The following is an 18,865-nucleotide window of genomic DNA, read 5'->3' as shown; positions in this document are numbered from 1 at the left end:
AAGTTTAACAGCAATCCTGTTCCTTATCCTGTTGTCGCAAGGTTTGCGGCGACTGCCGCAAAGCGCTACATCCTCCCATGCTCTTCGATCCGCCCCTCGTCCCTGCCCGTCTGATCCAGCGATACAAGCGCTTCCTGTTCGACGCCGTTCTGGAGGATGGCCGAGAGATCACCGGCTTCTGCCCAAACACCGGATCCATGCTCGGCCTCACCACGCCCGGTTCGCGGATCTGGCTTTCGGAGCATGACAATCCGAACCGCAAATATCGCCACGCGATGGAACTGGTCGAGGTGGAAGCCGCGGTCGTCGGAGTCAATACGGCGCTGCCGAACCGACTGGCCGAGGAGGCCATTCTCGCCGGCATCGTCGGGGATTTCGGCAGCTATCCCGTGCTTCGCCGCGAGCAGCGTTATGGCCGCAATTCACGGATCGATATCCTGCTCAGCGGACCAGACCGGCCGGATCTTTATGTCGAGGTAAAGAACGTGCACTTCACCCGCAGCGCCGGTCTTGCGGAATTTCCGGATACGGTCACCGCGCGCGGCGCCAAGCATCTGCGGGAGATGGCAGATATGGTCGAGGCCGGTCACCGGGCCGCCATGGTCTTCCTCATCCAGCGCGACGATTGCGACCGCTTCCGGCTTTCCGGCGATCTCGATCCTGTCTATGCAGCGGCCTTTGCCGAGGCCAGCGCTCGCGGAGTGGAGGCTTATGCGGTAAAATGTGCCGTATCGCCTGCGGAAATCACACCCTCAGGGTTGATCGAGATAGACGAACCGGTCCTTGCTGTTTTATGACTTTAAGGGAAATCGCAGACCAGACCGAAAGCATGTGAATGGTGACCTATGTCGATGCGGCAACCGCGCCGCTCAAGAATACCGGGGCAATCAGGCTCTACAGTCAGGAAGACTTCGCCGGGATGCGCAAAGCATGCCAGGTGACGGCCCGCTGTCTTGACGAATTGGCCGCCATCGTGAAGCCGGGCATAACGACCGACGCGATCGACCGCTTCGTTTTCGAGTTCGGCAAGGACAACGGCGCCCTGCCCGCGACGCTGAACTACCGGGGCTACACCAAGTCCGTCTGCACCTCCATCAACCACGTCGTCTGTCACGGCATTCCCAACGACAAGCCACTGCGCGAAGGTGATATCGTCAATATCGACGTGACCTATGTCGTTGACGGCTGGCATGGCGATTCCAGCCGCATGTATCCCGTCGGTGAAATCAAGCGCGCTGCCGAGCGGCTACTCGAGGTCACCTATGAATGCCTGATGCGCGGCATCGCCGTGGTCCGTCCGGGCGTACGCACCGGCGCCATCGGCGAAGCGATCCAGACCTATGCCGAGGCAGAACGCTGCACCGTGGTGCGGGATTTCTGCGGTCATGGCGTCGGCAAGCTCTTCCACGACAGTCCCAACATCCTGCATTACGGTCGCTCCAACGAGGGACCGGAGCTGCGCGAGGGCATGATCTTCACCATCGAGCCGATGATCAATCTCGGCCGGCCGCATGTGAAGGTGCTTGCCGATGGCTGGACGGCCGTCACGCGAGACCGGTCGCTCACGGCGCAGTACGAACACGCCGTCGGTGTTACGGCAACAGGCTGTGAAATCTTCACGCTCTCACCCGGCGGCCTTGACCGTCCCGGTCTTCCGCCTCTCAAAGGCTGATTCATGGCCCGCCCCCCGCTTTCTGACCTGCCGGACATCGATATTTCCGCCGCGACAGAAAGCGGATCGGACGAGGATACGGCCGAGATTCCCGACGAGCGCGGTTTCTTTGCGGAACAGACAGCGAAGACAGGCAATCTGAAGAAACGCACGCCGGTCAGCGAAGTCGTCGAAACGGCGGAAGCCCATTATCACGGCCATCGCGATCGGCTTCGCGCCCGCTTCCGGGACGGCGGCGACGGCGCACTCGCCGATTACGAAATTCTCGAATTATTGCTCTTCCGGCTCATTCCCCGCCGCGACACCAAGCCGATCGCCAAGGCGCTGATCGCACGCTTCGGCTCGCTTGCCGGCGTGCTCGGTGCCTCGCCCGCCCTCCTGCAGGAAGTCAAGGGCATCGGCGAAACCGTAGCCCACGACCTCAAGCTGATCGCCACCGTCGCCCAACGCATGCTGAAGAGCGAATTGCGCGGCAAGCAGGTGCTGGCGTCCTGGTCGTCGGTCATCGACTATTGCCATTCGGCCATGGCCTACGAGACGACGGAACAGTTTCGCATTCTCTTCCTCGACAAGCGCAATGCGCTGATTGCCGACGAGGTGCAGGGTCGCGGCACCGTCGACCACACGCCTGTCTATCCCCGCGAAGTGGTGAAACGGGCCCTGGAACTCTCCGCCACCGCCCTTATTTTAGTCCACAATCATCCAAGTGGTGACCCGACCCCTTCGCGCGCCGATATCGATATGACGAAGCTGATCATCGACACGGCGAAGCCGCTCGGCATCACCGTTCACGATCACATCATCATTGGCCGTGACGGCCATGCGAGCCTCAAGGGCCTGAGGCTCATCTGATCGCTCCGGCGACGTTGGCCAGCAGAACTTCCTACCGCTGATGCGAGCGGATGACGGCCAGAAAATTGTCACCGTATCGCTCCAGCTTCGCTTGCCCGACGCCAGAAATACCGAGCAGCGCATCGCGGCTGGTCGGCCGTTCCGTGGCAAAGGCAATAAGCGTCGTATCAGGGAAGACGACGTAGGGTGGAACGGAAAGCGCCTTGGCGATCTCCATTCGGGTGGCGCGCAGAGCCTCGAAAAGCTCCATATCGGCCCCTTCGAGAGCATTCCTCGCATTGGCCGCGCGCGCGCCGGCGTTCTTTGCGGCCTTGCCCTTTGTCGGACGGTCCTTGCGGAACAGGACCTGACGTTCGTGCCGGAAGACCGCGCGGGCCTCCGGTTCGAGCTTCAACGCACCGAAAGCCTCATGATCGACGCGCACTAAGCCAGCGGCAAGCAGCTGCCGGTAGACGGACTGCCATGTCCTTGTCGGCAGGTCACGGCCCGCGCCGAACACCGGCATGTCGACATGACCGAAGCGTATCGTTCTCTCATTCTCGTTGCCGGTCAGCACATCTATCAGGTGTCCGGTGCCGAAGCGTTCGCCCGTGCGATAGACCGCAGCCAGCGCCTTGATCGCCGCTTCCGTTCCATCCCAGGTCTCGACCGGTTTCAGGCAGGTATCGCAGTTGCCGCAATTGCCGGGATGCGTCTCGCCGAAATGGGCGAGGATTGCCTGCCTGCGGCAGCCGGCCGTTTCACAGATCGCGAGCAGCGCGTTCAGCTTGGCGCGCTCCACGCGCTTAATGTCGTCGCCGGCATTGCCGCCGTCGATCATCCGGCCACGCTGGATGACGTCGGCCATGCCGTAGGCCATCCAGACTTCCGATGGCAGGCCGTCGCGCCCGGCGCGACCGGTCTCCTGATAATAGGCCTCGACGGAGCCCGGCAGGTCGAGATGGGCGACATAGCGGACGTTCGGCTTGTCTATGCCCATGCCGAAGGCAACGGTCGCAACGAGGCAGAGGCTCTCTTCCTTCAGAAAGGCATCCTGATGGGCATCGCGAAGTTCTCGCTCCATGCCCGCATGATAGGGAAGCGAACGTATCCCCTGGGTGTTCAGCCATTCGGAGGTTTCCTCGACCTTGGCGCGCGACAGGCAATAGACGATGCCGCTCTCACCTTCGTGCCTTGAAAGGAAACTAAGCAGTTGCTGGCGCGGCTGGTCACGTTCCACAATCTCATAGGCAATGTTCGGGCGGTCGAAGGATGTGGTGAAGACCGTGGCGTCCTCAAGCCCGAGCCTTGCAATAATATCCTCGCGCGTGTGCGGATCGGCAGTCGCGGTCAGCGCCATGCGCGGCACGCCAGGATACTCTTGCGCCAACCGTCCGAGATCGCGGTATTCCGGTCTGAAGTCATGTCCCCACTGGGACACGCAATGGGCTTCGTCGATGGCGATCAGCGCAATCTTCGTATTGCCGATCATCTCCCTGAAGGCAGGTGTGACGATCCGTTCCGGGGTGACATAGAGGAAATCCAGTTCACCGCGATCCAGCGAACGGCGGAGGTCGACAAATTCATCACGTCCCAGCGAGGAATTCAGTGCAGCGGCCCGCACGCCGAGCTGTTTCAGCGCCTCCACCTGATCGCGCATCAGGGCTATCAGCGGCGACACGACGAGACCGACGCCATCGCGACAGAGGGCCGGCACCTGAAAACACAGGGACTTTCCCGCACCGGTCGGAAACAGAACCACCGCATCGCCACCTGCAACGACCTGGGCCACGACATCGGCCTGCTTGCCACGGAAAGCCGGATAGCCGTACACCTGCTTCAGGACGGAAAGCGGATTTCTCGCGCCCTCGCGGTCGAACAGGGGATCGGTGCGGCTTGTCGTCAGTTCCATGGAATCGCCTTCGTGGGGAAGTCGCCATTATGCACAGCGGGACCGCGACTGCGAGCCTTCACGTCTTCATGCGCAGTCCCGACGGGACCGATAACGAAACAGTCAGAATGACCTGCTATTTCTTGCTGCAGCGCGGCAAATCGCCGCTTCCGATTCGCATTCAGGTCTGAGGGGCACACCAGATGAACAGTTATGACTTCGTTGTCGTCGGCAGCGGACCGGCGGGACGGCGGGCCGCCATTCAGGCCGCCAAGCTCGGCAAGCGCGTGCTGGTCATCGAAAAGGGCACGCGGGTCGGCGGCGTTTCCGTCCATACCGGCACGATCCCCTCGAAGACGCTGCGTGAAACGGCCCTCAACCTCACCGGCTGGCGTGAACGCGGCTTCTACGGCCGCGCCTATCGGGTGAAGCAGGAAATCAAGGCGGAAGATCTTCGCCGCCGTCTTCTCATCACCCTCGATCACGAGGTCGACGTTCTCGAACACCAGTTCTCCCGCAACCGTGTCAGCCAGATGCGTGGCACGGCCCGCTTCATCGATCCCAAGACGCTGGAAGTGGAGAAGGAAGACGGCGAGGTCCTGCGCGTACAGGCGGAGGCCGTACTGCTTGCCGTCGGCACCCGGCCCTATCGGCCGGCTCATATCCCCTTCGACGGCACGAGCATTCTCGACAGCGACGAAATCCTCGAGATCAAGGAACTGCCGCGTTCGATGGTGGTGATCGGCGCGGGTGTCATCGGCATAGAATATGCGACGATCTTCAGCGCGCTGGACACCGCCGTCACGGTGGTCGAGCCCCGCGACACGATGCTTGAATTCATCGACAAGGAAATCGTCGAAGATTTCTCCTACCAACTGCGTGACCGCAACATGAAGCTGATCTTCGGCCAGACGGTGGAGAAGGTCGAGAAGGAGCCGAGCGGCCGTTGTCGCGTCACCTTGCAGAACGGCCGCGTTCTCACGGCGGAAATGGTGCTCTTCGCAGCCGGCCGCGTCGGCGCAACCGATCTTCTCAACCTCGAAGCCTGCGGTCTCGTGGCCGACAGCCGCGGCCGCATCAAGGTCGATCCGGAAACCTTCCAGTCCTCCGTGCCGGGCATCTATGCCGCAGGCGACGTCGTCGGCTTTCCGAGCCTCGCCTCGACCTCCATGGAACAGGGCCGCATCGCCGCCCGCCATGCCGTCGGCGCACCGTCGCAGGATCCGCCGCAATACTTCCCCTACGGAATCTATGCCGTGCCGGAAATCTCGACCTGCGGCCTGACCGAGGAAGAGGTCCAGCAGCGCGGCATTCCCTATGAATGCGGTATCGCGCATTTCCGGGAGACGTCCCGTGGCCATATCATGGGTCTCGACAGCGGCTTGCTGAAGATGATCTTCTCGATGAAGACCCGTCGCCTTCTCGGCGTTCACATCGTCGGAGAAGGCGCGACCGAACTCGTTCACATCGGCCAGGCCGTACTGAACCTGAAAGGCACCGTCGAATATTTCGTCGAGAACACCTTCAACTATCCGACACTCGCCGAAGCCTACAAGATTGCAGGCCTCGATGCCTGGAACAGGATGGGCGAGCTGAAAAAGGAACCGCAGGACGCATTGAAGGTCTCCTCGTGACCTGATCGAATAGGCCGGTCGGACTTTATCCTCGCCGGTCTATTCGAACGGGAGAGATCATGACGAGCGATCAGGCCTCGGCTCCGGGGATCAATCAGGCGATCAGGATCGAACGCGTCTCGCGCATCTGGGCGCCGAGCGACAGCCTCTTTCCCAACCGCAGCGAGGCAGAGCGCATGCAGGCCACTTACGACACCTATCGTGTCAGGCCGTTGGATTGAAACGACAGCAGGTAGCAAAACAAAAAGGCCGCCCTTGAGGCGGCCTTTCCGTATGCAATCAGATATCGAAGATTATTCGGCGTCGCCTTCGGCGGCCTTCTTCTTCGGAGCAGCCTTCTTCTTCGGAGCGGCTTCTTCGCCTTCGGCAGCGTCGTCAGCCTTGGCAGCTGCCTTCTTCTTCGAAGCAGCCTTCTTGGCAGGCTTGTCGCCTTCTTCTGCTTCGTCGTCAGCCAGAAGCTCTTCCTTGGAGACCTTCTTGTCGGTGACGTCGATTTCGCTCAGCAGCTTGTCGATGACCTTTTCTTCGAACAGCGGAGCGCGCAGCGAAGCGGAAGCGCCGGGGGTGTTACGGAAGAAGTCGAGGATCTGCTTTTCCTGGCCCGGGAACTGCTGAAGCTGGGCGAAGAGAGCCCGCTGCATTTCATCCTCGGAAACCTCTACGCCACCCTTCTCGCCGATTTCGGAGAGAACGAGTCCGAGACGAACGCGACGCTCGGCCAGGGTGCGATATTCTTCGCGAGCCTGCTCCTCGGTCGTGTCTTCGTCTTCGAAGGTCTTGCCGGACTGGGCGAGATCGGTGTTGATCTGGCGCCAGATGTTATCGAACTCGGCGTCGATCAACTTGGACGGAGCGTCGAACTTGTACATAGCGTCAAGCTGATCGAGGATCTGGCGCTTGACCTTCTGGCGAGTGACGTTGCCGTACTGGCTTTCGATCTGGCCGCGAACGATTTCCTTAAGCTTGTCGAGCGATTCGATGCCGAGCTTGGTCGCCAATTCGTCGTTGATCTCGATGGCGGCGGGAGCGGCAACATCCTTGACGGTGACGTCGAAGGTGGCTTCCTTGCCGGCAAGGTTCTTCGCCGGATAGTCTTCCGGGAAGGTCACGGTGATGGTCTTCTCGTCGCCGGCCTTGGTGCCGATGAGCTGGTCTTCGAAGCCCGGAATGAAACGGCCGGAACCGAGAACCAGTTCAGCGTCAGAATCGGTGCCGCCGTCGAAGGCAACGCCGTCGACCTTGCCGACGTAGTCCATGGTGATGCGGTCGCCATCAGCAGCCTTGCCCTTCTTGGTTTCGAAGGAACGGGCGCTTTCCGAGATCTTGAGGATCTGTTCGTTGACTTCCTCGTCGGAAACTTCGACGACTTCGCGAACGACCTTGATGCCCTCGACGGACTTCAGCTCGATCGGCGGGAGGATTTCATAGGCCATGGTGAATTCGAAGTCGGCCTGAGCGGTCAGGATCTTTTCAGCTTCGGCTTCGTCCTCGGTCATCGCGATTTCCGGCTGGGTCGCCGACTTTTCGCCACGCTCGGAAAGGATGGAGGTCGGCTTTTCGCGGAGGATCTCGTTGACGAGGTCAGCCATGATGGACTTGCCGTACATCTTCTTCAGATGACCGACGGGAACCTTGCCCGGACGGAAGCCGTTGATGCGGACCTTGTCCTTGGCATCGGCGAGACGCTCGTTCATGCGAGCTTCCATGTCCTTGGCCGGAATAACGACCTTGATTTCGCGCTTCAGCCCTTCAGCGAGCGTTTCGATAACCTGCATGTTCATACCTTCATGTCGTGGCGGCCGTGCTCGGGCAGCCGGTTGTTTCCCTGAGCACGACGCCGGAATTCAAATGATTTCCCGGGCGTGGCTGCGACGCAATCCTCAAGCATTCTGCCAGGCAATATGGCGCTAAGAGCGATGTGAACGGCTTCTATTCCGTCCCGCATCTACCCGCGCGGAAAACCTGGTGCGGGTAGAGAGACTTGAACTCCCACGCCTTGCGGCACCAGAACCTAAATCTGGCGTGTCTACCAATTTCACCATACCCGCGTCCAAGAGAACCGCATGCTGCCTTCAGCATGGCCCCTCCGGAGCGCGCGTCTCTATATCACCCGTTTTTACACACGCAAAGGAAAAATGACACGCAAACCCCGGCTCCCACGGGAATCAGCGGCAGCCACCCGCGTTCCCATGCTCCGCCATGATCGACAGAACGATTACCGGTGAGACAACTCAGTATAGCGGTTCTTCATAGAGCGGTTTGCCGTCGATCCGCAATTCGCGAATCTGGGCGAGCCCTCCCGCGCTGACGCGCACGGCGACGCTGACCGCTCCTTCGTTGCGCTCTTCCTCGATCGGACGCCCCTCGCCTTCCGGCACATAATAGCGCTCTATCCCGTAGTCGACCCGGAGGCTCCCTCCGTCATCTCCGGGAAGCGCATAGGGACGGAACGGCTGCGTGTGCATGACGACCGTTCCTTCCACGGGCGGAAGCCTTGCGAAGGACGCCTCATCAATTACCCAGAAGCCGTCTGTTCCCGGCTTTAGCCGCACATCCATTTCGGCCAAATCATAGGGCTGCGGCCTGTCGCCCTTGATCAGGGCAACCGGCACGTTCGAAACATCATAGGAAAGAATGACATAATCTCCGCGCAGAAGGTCGCGCGGATCGACCGGCGCGGTCTTCAGCAGAATTTCCGTTCCCGAACGCAGGACGGAAGCGCGTTTCTCGATCACTCCAGCCAGAACGACCGTCTGCACAAGGGAGAGAACGACGGCAATCGCAAGGTAACGGCTAAGCGGACGTCGGAACATCTCGATCATTGCACGACCTCCTTGTCCTTGCGGGCGAAGAGCTTTTCGAGCTTCACCACGATAAATGCCAGCACCGCGACAACGAGACCGGCGAGCAGGAAGAAGGCGGACGTGCCGAGCATGGAATCAATGGTCACAAAGGACAGATAGAGGACCTCCGCCGCAAAGATCACATAGGCAAGATAGCGAACCGCTCCGTTATCCCTGCCCTCCAGCGACAGCGCGAGCAACGTCGCTCCAATGGTCAGAAGCGCCAGCAATGCCAATTCGCTGCCCTCGGTCCAGTGGAAATGCAGAAAAGCCAGACCGAGTAGCGCCAGTAAGAAGGTATAGAAAGCCGGAGATGCGCCACGCTGGCGGGCTAGAGCGGAAATGGGTGATTGCGGCAGCGTCACCGCAAGGAAGGCCAACGCACCCACAACCACAAAGAGGATCGCCACTCCAACATCCGTATGGAGCGAATAGAGCCATGCACACCAACCGAGCAGCAAGATATAAATGAGATGCCGCGACCGCTCGGCCCCCGTCCACTGCGCGAGGACCGCCAGGATGACGCCTGCAACCGGCGGCCAGAAGGCATAGAGCCCCTGCCACTCCGCATCATATTGTTCGAGATAGGCGCCAAAGACGGCAAAGGCCAGCAAATCTGCAAAAACGGTGAGCGCCGCCGAGCGGAAGGCCGCAGCCGACACCACAGTCATCACAAACCACAGCAGCATGGCATCGAGCGTATCGCCGGAGAGATGATAGAGTTGGCCGATCAGGGCGATGGCTCCGCCGAAACTCGCGGCACCTAGAACGAGGAGTGCCGCACCAAGCCTGTCCGCACCGCGACCGAAGGAAAGCGCCGCGGAAAGATAAAAGATCCAGATCAGCAGGATGATGCCGACAACCTTCGTGAGACGCGGTATCTCCTGCCAGTTGGCGGCAACCAGAAGCAGGATCGACGCGGCGATCAGCACTGCCGCCAGAATCATCAGCACGCCGCCAACGCTGAAGGATGATTTTCGGGAATCGTATTCCTTCAGCAGCAATTCCGCTGTCGCCGAGGGAATCATCCCCTTGTCGACCCAGATGCCCAGATCCCGCTGTAATCGCCCCCGATACATCGATCCTCCCTTAGGTGATTGCTGGAGAGAGCAACCCAAGGCCGTCTCTCTTCACTCCTTGTGCGCACTCTGGTCCGCACCACCGAGAAAGACAATCGCCAAATCGCCACCCGCCACGCCCCTCGGAAGGGACACCATGCATCTTGCGCATGGCTTCCATGAATATATCGCACTGCACAAAAGCGAATATATGAGGTATACAGAATTCAACGAGATCACGAGGAGCCAATCTGGTTCCGGAGATATTCGGTGGATGATCCACCTGACAGTTTCGGCCTGTGCACTCCTCCTCCCAGCACAGTGTCGATTTGACCAGCGACACTCCTCCTCCCAGTCGCAGGTCTCCCAAAATGACGCTCACCGGACCTCCTCCCCCGGTGAGCGTTATTTTTTTGCGCCGTTCGCTGGCGTTTCGTTGCACTTCGTCGATCTTGTGCATCGCGAAAGAACTTCCCCACCCATATCACCGAACCTGCGATGCTGCATTGCTCGCCAAAAAATTCGGCAATTTACCAATCATCAACCATTGCCCCATGCGTCATTCGCATAGGTGTCATACAGGTTTGAGCCTTCATCTCTTTCGCGACGCAGCATATATTAGTGTCATGAGATCAGGAGGCGCCCTAAAGAGGAGCGCCACAGAGATAGAAAAGAGGCACATCATGAACTTCGCTCGCTCGCTCAACAACTGGCGCAAATATCGTCAGACCGTAACCGAACTCGGCCGCATGACCGACCGCGAACTTCGCGACCTCGGCATTGGCCGTGAAGAAATCCGTCGCGTTGCGCGTCAGGCCGTCGCCGGCTGATCCAGCCAGCGTTAGACCTTGAAAAAGGCCTCCCGTTTCGGGGGGCTTTTTTGTTTGCCTGACGTTTCCTCGCACAGCCCGAAGGCGTGCCTATTTCTTGCCCTCTGCCTCCATATGCGCCATCCCCCTGCACAAATGCATGGCAGTCGCTTATAATTTGCACTGCACAATCTTGTTTTACGGGCGTATAAGAAGGTCAATCGCTGATGCGGAATGAGCCGCAAGACCAGCGCAAAAGATAACACTCGAGGAAATGACCATGAACCCGATCCGCATTGCAAAGAACTGGATTAGCTACCGCCGCACGATGGCCGAACTGGGCAACCTGTCCAACCAGGCGCTCTCTGACATCGGCATCACCCGTTACGAAATCCGTAACATCGCTTCGCGCTCCTTTCGTTAATCGATAAGGCAGCAGCGAAAGCTTCGTGAACGGCGCCATTCGGCGCCGTTTTTGATTCCGGGACCCGGAATGGAAATGATTGGAAGCCGGGCCTGCCCGTGATAAGCAGCCGGCCATGACAAACACCACCATTTCCCCCATTCACGTGATCGGCGGCGGGCTCGCCGGTTCGGAGGCCGCCTGGCAGGCGGCGCAGACTGGCGTGCCGGTTATCCTGCACGAAATGCGCGGCGTGCGCGGCACGGACGCCCATAAAACGGACGATCTCGCAGAACTTGTCTGCTCCAACTCCTTTCGTTCGGACGACGCGACCTCAAACGCCGTCGGCGTGATCCATGCGGAAATGCGACTTGCCGGTTCACTGATCATGGCCTGCGCGGACAAGCATCAGGTTCCGGCCGGCGGCGCGCTTGCCGTCGACCGCGACGGCTTTTCCGCTGCCGTTACAGAGGCGATTTCCACGCATCCGCTCATCACCGTCGTTCGCGAGGAAGTTCGTGGCCTTCCTCCGAAGGAATGGGGGCTTGCGATCGTTGCAACCGGCCCCCTCACCTCGCCGGATCTCGCCGAGGCCATCCGCGCCGAGACCGGCGAGGATGCGCTGGCCTTCTTCGACGCCATCGCTCCCATCGTCTATCGTGACAGCATCGACATGGATGTCTGCTGGTATCAGTCGCGCTACGACAAGGTTGGACCGGGCGGCACTGGCAAGGACTACATCAATTGCCCGATGGACGAGGCACAGTACAATGCCTTCGTCGATGCGCTCATTGCGGGTGACGCCGTCGGCTTCAAGGAATGGGAGGGTACGCCCTATTTCGACGGCTGCCTGCCGATCGAAGTCATGGCTGAACGGGGCCGCGAGACCCTCCGCCATGGTCCGATGAAGCCGATGGGCCTCACCAATGCGCACAACCCGACCGTCAAGGCCTATGCGGTAGTACAGTTGCGTCAGGACAATGCACTCGGCACGCTCTACAACATGGTCGGTTTCCAGACCAAGCTCCGCTATGGCGCACAAGCCGAGATCTTCCGGATGATTCCGGGCCTTGAGAATGCGGAATTCGCACGCCTCGGCGGCCTGCATCGGAACACCTACATCCATTCCCCGGTCCTGCTCGATGCCTCGCTGCAGCTTAAGAGCCGCCCGGGTCTTCGGTTCGCTGGTCAGATCACCGGCTGCGAGGGGTACGTCGAAAGCGCATCGGTTGGTCTGTTGGCCGGCAGGTTTGCCGCAGCGGAGCGCAAGGGCGAGGCTGTCCGGCTGCCGCCGGCGACAACTGCGCTCGGCTCGCTTCTCAACCACATCACCGGCGGGCACATCGTCAGCGACGAAGAACCGGGCAAGCGTTCTTTCCAGCCGATGAACATCAATTTCGGCCTGTTCCCGGAACTTGAGCCGGGATCGATTGTCAAGCCGGAGGGCGTCAAGCGCTTCCGCGGCAAGGACAAGACGATCATGAAGCGGCAGCTCGTAGCCGCCCGCGCGCTGGCCGACTGCAAGACCTGGCTTGGTTCAGCCGATAGCTGAGCCCAACGACGTCGAAAGCATAACGAATTTGCGGAACCGCTTCCTGTTATCAGGTAGCGGCTCTTTTTTGGGTTGGGATAGAGGCCACAAAGACGAGTGTCCCTGAGCGCCATGCCGCTAGAGCGCCGTGCGTTCAAATGGACGCACAAAGGACGCTCTAACATCTTGAATCTACGCATCGGCCCGAAAATCGGTTCCGATTTTCGGGCCGATGCGCTAGCGAAAATCAGGCGGTCGGCAAAGCGCCAGCGGGCGGCGTGTCGCGTCCGGCCGGGGCGACGTAGTTTCCAAGCAGCCAGAGCGAGACCTCCGCAGCTTCCGATGCCGACGCAAAGGCGAATTCGCCATTGTGGAACGGCGCATCGAGGAACTCGATGGCAAAGCCACGCCCATTCGCAAGATCGCGTACCCGGACGGTGCCCGGCTCGATCAGATGGCAGGCATAGTGGCCACGAAGACTGCGCATGAAGCCGGCCTTGTTGTCGTGCAGGCGCACGAAAACCACCTTGCCATCGGCCGTGGCGTGGAGATTGCGAATCGCCTCCTTGGGAAAGGCACGACCGAATTCCATGATGGCGAGGCCCGTGTCATGCAGATTGTCCTCGGCAGCCCGCTTCGTCATACGCGTCGAATAGTACGCGAAGACCGCAACCAGCACTAATATCAGCGTCCAAGTGACCAAGCTCACGCCATGCCTCCAATTCCAGGCCGGTATTCCGGCGGCGGGAGAAGCGATAACAGCCGAGCCTTGCGCGAATTTGACCGCGATCAGAATCGCCCGGCATAGGCCGCGCGCATCATTTTTAGCTGCCGGCGCCACTGGGCCAGCCTGATGTCCCCTTCGAAAACAGCAGCGCGAGCGCGCTGCGCCGCAAGAAGCACGGGTTCCGCCAGCGCCACCGGCAGATAGGCGGAAACGATACTGCGCGGCAGTTTGCCCTCGGTGCGCGCCTTGCGCAAGTGATCGAGGCCGAGACCCGCGAAAGCCTCCACGGCGGCTCCGATCCGCTCCTTATCCTTGCCGGCAAGGAATGTATCACGGTCCAGTCCGACAGCCGAGAGAATTTGCAGCGGCAGGAAAAGCTGACCACGGGCACGGTGGGTCGGCATCAGCAGCGTCGCCCCGGCAATGGCCTGAGCGACACCCGCATGCCCTGCGATATCCGCGCAGGCTGGCGCGGCGGCCGGATCAAGCACCAGACTGGCAAGCTGGATCAGCGCCGCAGCAGTCTCGCCGGCATAACCCTCAAGCATAGCCGTAGTCTCAACCGGATCGTCATAGAGATCGAAAACCCGCGCATCGACCATGCCTTGCAGTGCCGCGACCGGCAACCGGTGTTCCTTGATGGCTCTCAGCAGTTCGGCAGCAAGCGGATTGGCCTCGGTGGAGCCATGTCCCGAGCCGGCCAGAAGGTCGCGCCAGTATTGCAGCCTAACTTCGCCCGGCAGGGGTTCACGGACAAGATCGCGGATCCGGGCAATTTCCGCATTGAAGGCATAGAGTGCAGCCAGCGCTCCGCGTTTCTCCGCTGGTGACAGAAGACAGGCAAGATAGCGATCACGATCCGTATCGCGTAATGTTGCAAGGCTGACGGCGGCGTTGTCGGGCAACTGCTGGTTCACGGAAATCTCCGGTTTCCTCAGACAGCGATGACCGCGGCTGCCACCGCGCGCTGCTCGGCCAGCATGATGTTGTAGGTGCGCACGGCGGCTCCGGTGCTCATCGGGTCACTGGAAATGCCTCGTGCCTTCAATGCCGCCTTGAGATCGGCGGGCAAGGGACGAAGCTGTTTACCGGTACCGACCAGCAGCACTTCGATATCCTTCGACTCGTCCAGCACACGTTCAAATGCAGCAAGCGCCAGAGGTGCTCCCTCTTCCAGCTCCCAACCATAGACCCCGGAAGGCAGAAGCAGCAGCGAGCCACGATGAGACATATCCGCGAAACGGAAACCGCCATTGCCGTAGGCATCGATCGGTGCCCGACCGGGAAAATGGGCCTGTCGAATAACGATCCCCTTGCCGGGCGGCCCCAGCGCCACGATCAGGCCTCAACCTTGCCGGAGACCGGACGCGATTTGTCGACATCGTCCTTCTGGAAGGTTTCAGGCCGCAAACGGAAGGCGATCAAAACCGGTGCGGCGATATAAACCGACGAGAAGGTACCGACCAGAACGCCAAACAGCATGGCCAGCGTGAAAGAGGAGATAACCTCGCCGCCGAAGAGATAGAGGGCGACCAGTGCCAGGAAGGTGGTCGAACCGGTCAGAACCGTACGAGACAGCGTCTGGTTGATCGAGGTGTCGATCAGGACGTTGAGCGGCATCTTCTTGTAACGCCTGAGGTTTTCTCGCATTCGGTCATAGACCACGACGGTATCGTTCAGTGAATAACCGATGATGGTCAGGATCGCCGCGATACTCGTCAGATTGAATTCAATCCCGAGGAAAACAAACAGGCCGAGCGTCAGGATCACGTCGTGCAAGGTTGCGATGATCGCGCCCACGGCGAACTGCCATTCGAAACGGAACCAGATGTAGATCAGGATGAACAGCAGCGAAACGCCGACACCGATCGTCGCGGTCTTGGTCAATTCGCCCGATACGGCTGGACCGACCACTTCGACACGCCGGAATTCATAGGTGTCCTCAAGCTCGTCGCGAACCAGCGTGATTGCCGACTGCTCCGCGTTTTCGCCGCCTTCCTGCGCCTGGATACGGATCAGGACGCTCGACGGATCGCCGAAACCCTGAGCCTGGATTTCGCCAAGGTTGAGCTGGCTGAGACGGTCGCGGATGTCGGCTATATCGGCCGCGCCGTTGCGCGCCTTCACCTCGATGATCGACCCGCCTTTGAAATCGATGCCGAGGCTGAGGCCGACGGTCATGAAGCCTACCAGCGACGCCAGCGTCAATGCGCCGGCAATGGCGAAGGTGTAGCGGCGGATCGCCATGAAGCGAATGTTCTGTGCATCGAAAATTCCGGTGCGAACGCCCTTCGGCAGATGCTTGGGACGGCGCCAGCGATACCACATAGCCATCAGCCAACGCGTCATGGTGAAGGCGGTGAAAACCGTAGTCACGATACCGACGGCAAGCGTGACGGCAAAGCCGCGCACAGGGCCTGAACCAAGGAAGAAGAGAACCAGCGCCGCAATAAGTGTCGTCAGGTTGGCATCGATGATCGTAGCAAAGGCCTTGTTGAAGCCGGTATCGATCGACTGGATCAGCGACCGCCCGCTTTTGACCTCTTCGCGAATACGCTCGTAGACGAGAACGTTGGAGTCCACCGCCATACCCATGGTGAGCACGATACCCGCGATACCCGGAAGGGTCAGGGTCGAGCCGATCAGCGTCAGAACGGCGATGATCATGATGACGTTCGCGGCAAGTGCGATATTCGCCATCACACCGAAAGTGCCATAGAAACCGAGCATGAAGAGCACGACGAAGATCGCGCCGATACCGCTTGCCGTGACGCCGGCATTGATCGAGTCCTGACCGAGACCCGGGCCGACGGTCCGTTCCTCGACCACGGTCAAGGTCGCCGGCAGGGCACCTGCGCGCAGCAGGACCGCAAGGTCGTTGGCGCCTTCGACGGAGAAGTTGCCGGAAATCTGTCCGGAACCGCCGATGATCGGCTCACGGATGACCGGTGCCGAAATAACCTGATCGTCGAGAACAATGGCGAAGGGACGACCGACATTCTGTTGCGTCGCCTGGGCGAAACGCTGCGATCCCTTGCTGTCGAAGCGGAAGGTGACGACCGGTTCGTTATTCTGCTGGTTGAAGCTTGCCTGGGCGTCGACGAGGTTTTCACCCGAGACTAGCGCACGCTTCTCCACGAGATAGGGAACCGCAGGGTCGTCAACCGAATAGAGAACTTCCGAGGTTGCGGGCGGACGGCCATTGATCGCTTCCTCAACCGGCATGCTCGTGTCGACCATGTGGAAGGACAGCTTGGCAGTCTGGTTCAGCAGCGACTTCAGGCGCTGCGGATCCTGCAGCCCCGGAACCTGGACGATGATGCGGTCATTGCCCTGCCGCTGGATCAGCGGCTCGGTGGTGCCGAGTTCATCGACGCGACGACGGACGACTTCCTGGGACTGGGTGAGTGCCGAGGACGCACGGTAGTCGATACCGGCATCCGTCAGGTTGAAGCGGAGAAGAGTGCCCTCTTCCGTCAAGGTCACTTCCTGAACGGAACCGCCGGTCAGGCCGCCGACGCTTACGGGGGCGGTGATATTCTCCAGCGCCTTCTTCGCCGGCTCGACCTTGTCTGCATCGGTGATGCGAACCTGGATCTGCTGGCCGACGCCGGAAAGGCCGGTGTAACGGATGCCCGCATCGCGTAGCGCGGCACGGATATCGCTGACCGTCGTTTCGAGACGCTCCTTGACGATATCGGCACGCTCGATCTTGAGCATGATGTGGGAACCGCCCTGAAGGTCGAGACCGAGCGTTACCTGCTTATGAGGAAACCATGACGGAAGAAAACTGAGCTGTTTCTCGCTGAAGACGTTGGGCAACGCCACCAGCGTGCTCACCAGCACGGTGAGCCAGATAAGGGTGGTCTTCCAGCGAGAAACGTACAGCATGAAACTCTCGAAATCAGAGGTCTTATTCAGGCAATCCGGGGCCGGTCATGCCGGCCCGGCTGCAATCAGGAGGCAGCAGCCTCGGTCTTGACCGGCTCGCCCTTGACGCGAACTTCGGCGATGTACGTGCGCAATGCGCGGATCTTGACGCCATCGGCGATCTCGATCTCGAGTTCCTTGTCGTCGATTACCTTGGTAACCTTGCCGACGATGCCGCCACCCATGACGACCTGATCGCCGCGGCGGATCGAAGTCAGGGTTTCCTCGCGCTTCTTCATCTGCTGGCGCTGCGGACGGATCAGCAGGAAGTACCAGATCAGCATCAGCGGTGCGAAAAGGAACAGCATTTCAAGGCCGGAGCCGAATACACCGCCGGTAGCAGTTCCCTCTTGGGCGAAGGCTTCAGTAATGAACATCAATAACTCCCTAGACAAGCCAAGCGCGCGGGCAACCGCTGGCCCCCCGCATCAGGTCGCCGGAATATAGTAACCGGCCATGTGAATGCAACAGAAACAGCCGTTATGCGTACCGTTTTACCGCCTCATACCCTTTCGAGCTGCAAAACGCCATGCTACCGCCCGGCAAAACCGCGACAGGTATCGACCGCAACACGCTTGGGAGGGAATCGCGATGTCCGAAGACATCAATCTTTCGCTGCTGCAGGAAATTCGCCGACTGACTGCAGCCGTCGAACGGCTGGCTGGTCCTGGCCCCGCCGAAATCGACTGGAACGCTGCCGACTGCTTCGTCTGGAGCCCGGCGCGCAACGAACTTCAGCCGGTCAAGCGGCCGAACCGCATAGCGCTGAAGCTCATCCGCGGCGTCGACCACGTACGCGACATCCTGCATGAAAACACGCTGCGTTTCGCAGATGGCTTCCCGGCCAACAACGTGCTGCTCTGGGGCGCGCGCGGCATGGGCAAATCTTCGCTCGTGAAGGCAGTTCATGCCGATGTCCGGGCAGAGACCGGTGTATCATTGAAACTCGTCGAGGTGCATCGCGAGGATATCGCCACCTTGCCCGCTCTTCTCGATATGGCCAAGGATACCGAGCATCGGGTCATCGTCTTCTGCGACGACCTGTCGTTCGACCATGACGACACGGCCTACAAGTCCCTCAAGGCCGCGCTCGACGGCGGCATCGAGGGTCGGCCCGACAACGTTCTCTTCTACGCGACATCCAACCGGCGCCATCTGCTTCCCCGCCATATGATGGAGAATGAACAGTCCACCGCCATCAATCCTTCAGAAGCAGTGGAAGAGAAGGTTTCGCTGTCGGATCGTTTCGGTCTGTGGCTCGGCTTCCACAAGTGCGGTCAGGACGACTATCTGGCGATGATCGACGGTTACGCCGAACATTTCGCCCTGCCGCTCGACCGGGAGCAACTCCATCGCGAGGCACTGGAATGGGCGACCACGCGCGGCGGCCGCTCGGGTCGCGTGGCGTGGCAATACATTCAGGATCTCGCCGGTCGCCTGCGGGTCAGAACCGACCGCCCCTGATTGCACCGGGTCTGAAAGTTCCAAAAAACAAGAAAAGGCCCGGGGTTTCCGGGCCTTTTCATTGCCTGCCTG

Annotated in this window: 18 protein-coding genes and 1 tRNA gene; 9 read left to right on the top strand and 10 right to left on the bottom strand. The window is 60.2% G+C overall.

Going from position 1 to position 18,865, the window contains the following annotated elements; genetic code table 11:
• Positions 1-77 precede the first annotated feature (77 nt).
• Genes sfsA through radC form a run of 3 tightly spaced genes read left to right on the top strand, consistent with a single transcriptional unit; the run spans position 78 to position 2,524 of the window.
• A complete protein-coding gene (gene sfsA / locus NBH21_RS05535) occupies positions 78-797 on the top strand; it encodes a DNA/RNA nuclease SfsA (protein WP_250914594.1) in 720 nt (239 codons plus the stop codon).
• Positions 798-835: 38 nt separating this feature from the next.
• Positions 836-1,672 (top strand): type I methionyl aminopeptidase, encoded by an 837-nt coding sequence (gene map / locus NBH21_RS05530; protein WP_250914593.1) that lies wholly within the window; start codon positions 836-838, stop codon positions 1,670-1,672.
• A 3-nt stretch (positions 1,673-1,675) separates the two neighbouring features.
• Positions 1,676-2,524 (top strand): RadC family protein, encoded by an 849-nt coding sequence (radC, locus tag NBH21_RS05525; RefSeq protein WP_250914592.1) that lies wholly within the window; start codon positions 1,676-1,678, stop codon positions 2,522-2,524.
• Between the two features lie 31 nt (positions 2,525-2,555).
• Here the strand turns inward: radC and recQ are convergent, their stop codons facing one another.
• A complete protein-coding gene (recQ, locus tag NBH21_RS05520) occupies positions 2,556-4,415 on the bottom strand; it encodes a DNA helicase RecQ (protein WP_250914591.1) in 1,860 nt (619 codons plus the stop codon).
• Positions 4,416-4,597: 182 nt separating this feature from the next.
• Between recQ and sthA the strand changes: the two genes are divergently transcribed.
• Positions 4,598-6,028 (top strand): Si-specific NAD(P)(+) transhydrogenase, encoded by a 1,431-nt coding sequence (gene sthA, locus NBH21_RS05515; RefSeq protein ID WP_250914590.1) that lies wholly within the window; start codon positions 4,598-4,600, stop codon positions 6,026-6,028.
• Between the two features lie 59 nt (positions 6,029-6,087).
• Positions 6,088-6,249 carry a hypothetical protein gene (locus tag NBH21_RS05510; RefSeq protein WP_250914589.1) on the top strand — a complete coding sequence of 54 codons (162 nt, stop codon included), beginning with the start codon at positions 6,088-6,090 and terminating at the stop codon, positions 6,247-6,249.
• A 72-nt stretch (positions 6,250-6,321) separates the two neighbouring features.
• On the opposite strand, the gene tig is transcribed toward NBH21_RS05510, so the two are convergent.
• The 4 genes from tig to NBH21_RS05490 form a co-directional block, all read right to left on the bottom strand.
• A complete protein-coding gene (tig, locus tag NBH21_RS05505) occupies positions 6,322-7,803 on the bottom strand; it encodes a trigger factor (protein WP_250914588.1) in 1,482 nt (493 codons plus the stop codon).
• 188 nt (positions 7,804-7,991) lie between these two features.
• Positions 7,992-8,076, bottom strand: a tRNA-Leu gene (locus NBH21_RS05500).
• A gap of 183 nt (positions 8,077-8,259) precedes the next feature.
• On the bottom strand, positions 8,260-8,850 hold the full coding sequence (locus NBH21_RS05495; protein ID WP_250914587.1) for a GDYXXLXY domain-containing protein: 591 nt from the start codon (positions 8,848-8,850) through the stop codon (positions 8,260-8,262).
• On the bottom strand, positions 8,847-9,950 hold the full coding sequence (locus NBH21_RS05490) for a DUF2157 domain-containing protein (RefSeq protein WP_250914586.1): 1,104 nt from the start codon (positions 9,948-9,950) through the stop codon (positions 8,847-8,849). The genes NBH21_RS05495 and NBH21_RS05490 overlap by 4 nt, the downstream gene beginning before the upstream one ends.
• Before the next feature lie 662 nt (positions 9,951-10,612).
• Here NBH21_RS05490 and NBH21_RS05485 point away from each other — a divergent pair.
• From NBH21_RS05485 to trmFO, 3 genes are all read left to right on the top strand, one after another.
• Positions 10,613-10,759 (top strand): DUF1127 domain-containing protein, encoded by a 147-nt coding sequence (locus NBH21_RS05485; protein ID WP_250914585.1) that lies wholly within the window; start codon positions 10,613-10,615, stop codon positions 10,757-10,759.
• A 259-nt stretch (positions 10,760-11,018) separates the two neighbouring features.
• The gene (locus NBH21_RS05480; protein ID WP_099059989.1) at positions 11,019-11,162 is read left to right on the top strand and encodes a DUF1127 domain-containing protein; all 144 of its coding nucleotides are present in this window, start codon (positions 11,019-11,021) and stop codon (positions 11,160-11,162) included.
• Positions 11,163-11,277: 115 nt separating this feature from the next.
• Positions 11,278-12,693 carry a methylenetetrahydrofolate--tRNA-(uracil(54)-C(5))-methyltransferase (FADH(2)-oxidizing) TrmFO gene (trmFO, locus tag NBH21_RS05475; protein ID WP_250914584.1) on the top strand — a complete coding sequence of 472 codons (1,416 nt, stop codon included), beginning with the start codon at positions 11,278-11,280 and terminating at the stop codon, positions 12,691-12,693.
• 226 nt (positions 12,694-12,919) lie between these two features.
• On the opposite strand, the gene NBH21_RS05470 is transcribed toward trmFO, so the two are convergent.
• From NBH21_RS05470 to yajC, 5 genes are all read right to left on the bottom strand, one after another.
• Positions 12,920-13,381 (bottom strand): hypothetical protein, encoded by a 462-nt coding sequence (locus tag NBH21_RS05470; protein WP_250914583.1) that lies wholly within the window; start codon positions 13,379-13,381, stop codon positions 12,920-12,922.
• Between the two features lie 80 nt (positions 13,382-13,461).
• Positions 13,462-14,322: a phytoene/squalene synthase family protein gene (locus NBH21_RS05465; RefSeq protein ID WP_425340388.1), complete on the bottom strand. Its 861-nt coding sequence runs from the start codon at positions 14,320-14,322 to the stop codon at positions 13,462-13,464.
• A gap of 11 nt (positions 14,323-14,333) precedes the next feature.
• The gene (locus tag NBH21_RS05460; RefSeq protein WP_250914742.1) at positions 14,334-14,729 is read right to left on the bottom strand and encodes an Mth938-like domain-containing protein; all 396 of its coding nucleotides are present in this window, start codon (positions 14,727-14,729) and stop codon (positions 14,334-14,336) included.
• Positions 14,730-14,737: 8 nt separating this feature from the next.
• Positions 14,738-17,290 (bottom strand): protein translocase subunit SecDF, encoded by a 2,553-nt coding sequence (secDF, locus tag NBH21_RS05455; RefSeq protein WP_250914581.1) that lies wholly within the window; start codon positions 17,288-17,290, stop codon positions 14,738-14,740.
• 65 nt (positions 17,291-17,355) lie between these two features.
• A complete protein-coding gene (yajC, locus tag NBH21_RS05450) occupies positions 17,356-17,706 on the bottom strand; it encodes a preprotein translocase subunit YajC (RefSeq protein ID WP_163905137.1) in 351 nt (116 codons plus the stop codon).
• 214 nt (positions 17,707-17,920) lie between these two features.
• On the opposite strand from yajC, the gene NBH21_RS05445 reads away from it, so the two are divergent.
• Positions 17,921-18,793 (top strand): ATP-binding protein, encoded by an 873-nt coding sequence (locus NBH21_RS05445; protein WP_250914580.1) that lies wholly within the window; start codon positions 17,921-17,923, stop codon positions 18,791-18,793.
• The last annotated feature ends 72 nt before the right edge of the window (positions 18,794-18,865 follow it).

The sequence above is a fragment of the Ciceribacter sichuanensis genome (assembly GCF_024055605.1).
Taxonomy (GTDB): domain Bacteria; phylum Pseudomonadota; class Alphaproteobacteria; order Rhizobiales; family Rhizobiaceae; genus Allorhizobium; species Allorhizobium sichuanense.
The sequence above is the reverse complement of the archived record's forward strand: the minus strand, read 5'-3'. Positions and strand labels throughout refer to the sequence as shown.